This window comes from Streptomyces sp. NPDC048479 (assembly GCF_040651435.1).
GTDB lineage: Bacteria > Actinomycetota > Actinomycetes > Streptomycetales > Streptomycetaceae > Streptomyces.
In genome coordinates, this window is sequence record NZ_JBEZKA010000081.1 from 1 (window position 1) to 6,178 (window position 6,178).

The 6,178-nt window shown below is 66.8% G+C and carries 5 protein-coding genes and 1 pseudogene; 1 reads left to right on the plus strand and 5 read right to left on the minus strand.

Translation table 11 applies throughout. The features are described from left to right. Nucleotides 1-59: 59 nt before the first annotated feature. Complete coding sequence (locus tag AB0D12_RS40785; RefSeq protein ID WP_362695033.1) at nucleotides 60-2,156, minus strand: class I SAM-dependent DNA methyltransferase; 2,097 nt, start codon at nucleotides 2,154-2,156, stop codon at nucleotides 60-62. A 372-nt stretch (nucleotides 2,157-2,528) separates the two neighbouring features. On the opposite strand from AB0D12_RS40785, the pseudogene AB0D12_RS40790 reads away from it, so the two are divergent. Next, nucleotides 2,529-3,128: pseudogene (locus AB0D12_RS40790) on the plus strand (helicase associated domain-containing protein); the annotation flags it as partial. 76 nt (nucleotides 3,129-3,204) lie between these two features. On the opposite strand, the gene AB0D12_RS40795 reads toward AB0D12_RS40790, so the two are convergent. The 4 genes from AB0D12_RS40795 to AB0D12_RS40810 form a co-directional block, all read right to left on the minus strand. Continuing rightward, a complete protein-coding gene (locus AB0D12_RS40795) occupies nucleotides 3,205-3,678 on the minus strand; it encodes a transposase (RefSeq protein WP_362695036.1) in 474 nt (157 codons plus the stop codon). A 474-nt stretch (nucleotides 3,679-4,152) separates the two neighbouring features. Next, nucleotides 4,153-5,304, minus strand: coding sequence for a caspase family protein (locus AB0D12_RS40800; RefSeq protein WP_362695039.1), 1,152 nt, complete (start codon nucleotides 5,302-5,304; stop codon nucleotides 4,153-4,155). Further along, nucleotides 5,301-5,684 carry a hypothetical protein gene (locus AB0D12_RS40805; RefSeq protein WP_362695042.1) on the minus strand — a complete coding sequence of 128 codons (384 nt, stop codon included), beginning with the start codon at nucleotides 5,682-5,684 and terminating at the stop codon, nucleotides 5,301-5,303. Before AB0D12_RS40805 ends, AB0D12_RS40800 begins: the two co-directional genes overlap by 4 nt. Before the next feature lie 130 nt (nucleotides 5,685-5,814). Continuing rightward, the coding region (locus AB0D12_RS40810) for a transposase (protein WP_362695045.1) at nucleotides 5,815-6,178 on the minus strand (364 nt) is incomplete at its 5' end.

Consider the following 6,178-nt stretch of genomic DNA (forward strand, 5'->3'; position numbering starts at 1 on the left):
CCCTGCCGTTATGCCGCGGCTGCCGAGAGATCACCCAAACAGGAACCGTGTTCGACTGATCAAGCCTGTCGAACGGTAAGCGGAAGGCTTCTCAGGCCAGGTCCGGAGGTAGGAGCTTCGGGCAGTTCCACGGCCGCATCGACGAGCCGCAAATCCTGTGCCCGCAAGTGGAAGGGCCGGTCCTGACCGACGGTGTCGTCACCGACTGGAGGAATCCTGGCCGTCTCCAAGCGGGCGAACTTCCAAAGCGGTTCAAACGGCCCCTGCAGGCGTTCGGTGGAAAAGAACCGCTGGAAGGAGATCTCGTACCCATTGCTGGTCCTGGCAGGATCGATCCAGGATCCCGACTCCTCTGGCAGGACCTGGCGCGCCACGTACTCCTCCGGGTTGTCACCGAAGGGGACTTTGAGGACCCGGCGCAGCGCGGGGTCCGGCACCGGGGCGTCCTTAAGTCTTTGGACCTCGCCCTGCAGATCCCGCACGCCCAGCGCATCCAGCAGCGCCCGCTGGAATGCCGCGCTTGTCGGCCAGGGGTAGCCCTGGCCAACAAGCGCAGCCTTGACTGCTTTGACGGCAGCGGACTTGCCCGACCACACCGCACCCGCCGTCGGGCGCAGGGCAGTCAGCAAGTGGTGCAGAACGCCGGACTTTTGCAGGGCCTTGGACTCGGCAAGACGGGCCAGCGTCTCCTCGGAGACCTCGAAACGCAACCGCAGCGGCTGCTCAACGGTGACTTGCTGGTAGCCAAGCTGGTCGGTGCGCACCACTCTGACCGTGCCGCGTTGCGGATGCCGGCCGTCAACAGCCGCGGCCAGGGCCTGCCCATATGTAGTGGTGATGGCCTCGGCCTCGGCGGACGTGATGTATTTGCGTTTCGACCCAAGAGGCCTGCGCATCTGCTGCCAGCGCTCCTGCGCATCGAGCAGGATGACCGTGCCACGCAGCTCCTTTGGTTTGCGGTTGCTCAGGAGCCAGACGTACGTCGGGATAGACGTGTTGGGCAACAGCTGCGTGGGCAGGGCGATGATCGCCTCGAGCCAATCGTTCTCGATGATCCACCGCCGGATATTGGACTCGCCTGACCCTGCTGCGCCCGAGAACATGGGCGCTGCACTGAACAGGACCGCCAGACGACTGCCGCCTATCCCTGCGTTCACCGGCTTCATCTTCGAAAGCATGTGCTGGAGGAACAACAGCGAGCCGTCATTGACGCGCGGCAGTCCGGCGCCGAACCGGCCGTTGTAGCCGAGCTCTTGATGCTCGGCGACCACGGCTGGCCGCACCGCCTTCCACTCCATGCCGAACGGCGGAGCGGCAAGAAGGTAGTCGAAGTGAGCGTTGGGAAGGCCGTCATCAGTGAAGACGTTGCCGAACGTGACGGTGCCGGGATCCTCACCCCGCATGATCATGCTCGACTGACAGATCGCCCACACCTGGCCGGCTAACTCCTGCCCGTGCAGGCTAATGCTGGTGTGCTGGCCTAGTTCGGATATCCGCTCCCCGACCTCGATGAGTAGGCCGCCGGTGCCACAGACCGGATCCAAGACACTCCGGCCCTGGCCGGGCAGGCTGAGCTGGTCCACGTCTGGCGCGATCAGCAGCCGGGCCATCAGGCCAGCCACGTCACGGGGGGTGAAGTACTCGCCTGCGTTCTGGCTGGCCTGCTCGACGAAGTGGCGGACCAGCTCGTCGAAAACAGCGCCCATCTGCTGGTCGGTCACCTGCACAGGTCGCAGGTCGAGATCAGCGAACCTTCGGATGACCGGGCTCAGGAGATTGGCCCGGTGCAGACGTTTGATCTCCTGCTCGAAACCGTACCGCTCCAGCACCTCCGAGACCCGCCGGTCTGTGAAGGCGCCGACGTAGGAGAGCAGACCAGACGCGGCGGAAGTGACGTCACCGTTGGCAATCCGCCGGAGGGTGAGCGGACTCGTGGTGGCGAGTCGCAGCGCACCATGCGATACCTCAGCGGCGGTGCCGTCCTGATCCTCAGCTGTCTCCGCGGCGTGCTTTCGTGCCGCCTCGGCCGCACACTCCAACCGCCGGATCACCGTGAAAGGAAGGATCACCCTGCCGTAATCCGAAGCCTGGTAGTCGCCGCGCAGCAAGTCGGTGACGGACCAGATTAGTTCGGCTGGATGCTGTCCGTCGCTCATCAAAGCTCCTGCTGTCTCGTACACGGAAGAGGGATCATCCCATGTCTATTTCAGGCATGGGTCGGCCTAGGCGCTTCCTCCAACACCTCGCCGACCGGCTGGAGTTGCCATGCCTCGCACTGGCCACCCACGTCCGCACCCGACCGCCGCCACATCCCTGCCCGCACACCACCCCGGCGCCATCAGACAAGGCGCGCTATTGGAGGTGCCACGTAGCTGTCCTGCAGTTCTGCCGCAGGGTGCCACTGGCTTCTGTCACCTCATGTCAGTAAGCCGCCAGCAGTCTTCCCCGGTTGTGACGCTGAAGGCGCATATCTGACGGTGACACAGAAATGAGACCCACGCACTGGTAACCCAGCGGCACTTCACAACATGGCCAACCTCCGCAGGAAGGGCGCGAAGAACGGCCTGGGCAAGGACCCGGAGCGGGCCGCCGTGCGCGCGGCGCAGCTGACGGAGATCGACCCGGACTGGGACTGCCCGTGGCCGCTGGACTGGCAACGCCACTACCGCGTCCTGGCGGACCTCGTCGACGCCGACGGCCAGCTGCCCGACATCGCACCCGGCGTGCTGATGGACGGCGACGACATCGGTAAGTGGCTCCAGCACCAGAAACAGCCGGGCACCTGGGCGCGGCTCCTGCCCGAGCAGCAGGAGCGGCTGACCGTGCTGGGCGTCAAGCCGCTTGAGGCGCCGTCTGCCGCCCCGGCGGCCGGGCGTGCGGCAAAGGGTCCGAGCAAGGCGCAGCAGGCGTTCCAGCGGGGCCTGGCGGCGCTCGCGCAGTGGGTGGAGCGGGAAGGGGCGGGCCGGGCGGTGCCGCGCGCGCACAGCGAAGAGATCGCGGTCGACGGCGAGACGGAGCCCGTGGTCGTGAAACTGGGCGTGTGGGTATCGAACACCAAATCGAGGCGGGACAAGCTCACCCAGGAGCAGCTGGACGGGCTGCGGGAGATGGGCGTCGAATGGGCGTAGAACCGGACTGACAGGGGCCGATCGCAGCAGTACGCGGCTGGCTCCTTCGTCGCTTTTGAGGGGCGGCGCAAGATCCTCATCCGTTCGAGTGAGCGGCGAGTAGCGCGCCCGTGCGCCGGGCGTACGCGGGAAGCATCCGGGTCCGGAAGGTACCCAGCCGGTCCCTCGGGACCTGCACTGTCACCGCGCTGACCTCCGTCATGACCTTCTTCGGCCGGTAGCCGTTGCGCATGTTGCCGCCCGAACGCGATCCGCGCCCGCCGGCCCGGCCGGCCTCGGCGGCCAGGTGCTGGTCCATCTCCGCCTCCAGGGCGGCCTGCATCAAATGCTGGGCCAGCTCGGGCAGCAGCCCGCCCTCGCCCATCAGCCGCAGTCCCTCCCCACGGACCTTCTCGGCCGCGAGCGCGGCCAGCTCCTCCAGCAACTCGCTGGACAGACCATTCGGCGACACCGGCATCGACTTCACGTTGGCACCCTGAACACTGTCGTCAGCCACGGCAAGCGACACGCTGCCCAAGGTCTCGATCCGGTGATCCGTCGTCATACTCATCAGGTGACTCCTTCGGGGAGGAACACACCTAATTCATGACACTCCCCGCGCCGCACTCGCCGAACTGGGGGTCGAATGGGCATAGCGGTAGGCCGCTACTCCGGGGACTTCATGGAGGGCGGTCGGCCAGATGCTGGGCGTCGCGGCCTTGTTGCCAGAGTGCAGAATCAGCCGTGCTCATCAGTTCCAGAACCGTGGTGGGCTGGTCGCTGAGACACTCGTGCGCGTATCGGTCGACGGCGGCATCGGGGGATGTGGACCTGTGGCTCAGAATCGCAAGGGGCACTATCGGGCAGGGCACTACGTGAAGCCGTCATCGGCGTCGAGCCGGTGGAAGAAACCGTCCGCGGGTGTCGTCCTGGTGGCTGTGCTGTTGGCTATCGCCGGCTGGAACACGCTGTTCGGGGATGATTCGGACCGTCCTGACGCTCCCCGGCCGCAGCCGTCAGTATCTTCAACCCCTGCCGTTGGGGGTCAGTGACGTCGTTCGCGGCGGAAGACCGAGAACGACCGCTGCCACGACCTCTTCGTTTGAGGCTCCTCTGTCTGCTGGGCGATTTCGCTCGCGGTGTCTGCGGTCGGTGCTTCGTCGCGCAGCCGCTGCCAGATGGCGTGCCACTGCGTGATCTGGTCGTCAGGGACGCCGCAGGCCGACAGGTAAGCGGCTGTCGTTGCCCATGTCGTGGGAAGAGTGCGGCGGTTCAGCAGAGTGCTGACAGTGCCGGCCGAGATGCGTCCCGCCGAGCGCTGACTGACTGCCTGATGGGTCAGCCCGCTGGTCACCCGCACGTCCGCGAGTGCGGTGAAGAACCCCGTGACGGTGCGGATCGCATGCGGATCGGGCCAAAGACGCCGCCCGGCCCCGGCGGTCTCCCCCAGGGGAAAAGGTGGGGCAGGAAGAGCCGCGTGGTTGCGCCCGAGTGCCACACGGGCGCCGCTGTTGCGGTCCCTGGCCTGCGGGATGGGGCGTCCGCGGGCTTCCAGGGTCACCCTCAGATGCCGGTAGACGGCTCCCAGGTCCAGCAGGGGCGGGCCGTCAGGTATGCCGAGGCGCAAGGTGTCCAGGAGCGCGCCAGTGAACGCCGTGTAGGTGTCTCCGACCGGTGCCAGGGCCGTGCGGGTCTCGGCCGAGGCCGCCAGGAGGAAGCTGCCCTCGACGGCGGCCTGGTCGGCGAGACTGGACGAGGCACTCATCCTGCCGAGGGCCAGACCGCTGTAACAGCAGTCCAGAATGACGACATGCCGCTCCGCGCGCGAGCCTAGAAGGATCCGGCGCAACCAGTCGTAGTTCAGGCAGGTCTCGACCCGGTCGGGCTGTGTGTGCGGCAGAGCGAGAGTGAGTGCGTCTTGGGGGTCGATGAGGCCGTGGCCGGCGTAGTAGACGAGCAGGGTGTCGGTGGCCTCCGCGGCCGCGCGGCGCAGCGGTTCCATCACGGTCGCCGGGTCGGGTGGGTTCTCGATAACGGTGACGTGCGGGGCGGGCATGCGCAGGGACAGCGGACCGGTCAGGAGGTCGGCAAGGGTGGTCAGGTTGTTCGAGACGGCCGGCAACTGCTCAAGGTGGTCGTAGCAGCTGGTGCCGATCAGAACTGCCCGTGAGGCTCCTGGGTCGGGCAGGACACTCACGAGTCCCGATCCTCGTCCGGGGTGGCGTCCAGGGCTCTGCTGGCCCGCTCGATCTCCTCGAGTGAGCAGTCGGTGAGGACGATGACCGTGTCCCCCCGGCGGATCTCCACCCGCGGCTGCTGCGGCCGGGTACGCCGCCACGCCACCAACGCCAGCACGAAGGACGCCGCGCTCCACCCGTTCCCCGTGACCAGTTGCAGCATGTCGAGTGCGGTGCCCATCTCCCCCGGCCGCGGCGTACTCCCGCGCACCTCGACCACGGCGGACCGGCGCACATCAGGATCCGACCGCAACCAGCCCTGCAACGAACGCAGATCACCCACACCCGACCCGACCCGCACCTCTAGCCGCACCAAGCCCTCCCCCACTGCCCAAGCCATTCCCGATGGCGATGCACCCTCTATCTTCCGCCACAACCTGGGGCCCCAGGCCGGAGACGCTGCAACTCGTCGTTCACCCAGCCGAACCCGTGGGTCTGTCCAATGAACGGTGTATCTCGGGTTGTTGAGGTTACTGGCGGGCTGCGAAGAGACGGCCGTCGAAGGTGATGTCGAAGGCGTTCAGCGCGGTCTTCCAGCGGCTGGTCCAGCGGGCTTGTCCCTTGCCCGTCGGGTCCAACGACATGATGGCCATGTAGACGCACTTCAGTGCGGCCTGCTCGTTGGGGAAGTGGCCGCGGGCCTTGACCGCCCGCCGGATCCGGGCGTTCACGGACTCGATTGCGTTGGTGGTGCAGACGATCCGGCGGATCTCGCTGTCGAAGCGGAGGAACGGGGTGAACTCCTCCCACGCGTTCTCCCACAGCCTGACGATCGCCGGGTACTTCTTGCCCCATGCGTCGGCGAACTCGGCGAACCGGTCCAGCGCGGCCTCT

Coding starts and splice junctions, on each gene's coding strand:
- AB0D12_RS40805 (WP_362695042.1), bottom strand. CDS start 5,684: ATGGCTTGGGCAGTGGGGGAGGGCTTGGTGCGGCTAGAGGTGCGGGTC.
- AB0D12_RS40785 (WP_362695033.1), bottom strand. CDS start 2,156: ATGAGCGACGGACAGCATCCAGCCGAACTAATCTGGTCCGTCACCGAC.
- AB0D12_RS40795 (WP_362695036.1), bottom strand. CDS start 3,678: ATGAGTATGACGACGGATCACCGGATCGAGACCTTGGGCAGCGTGTCG.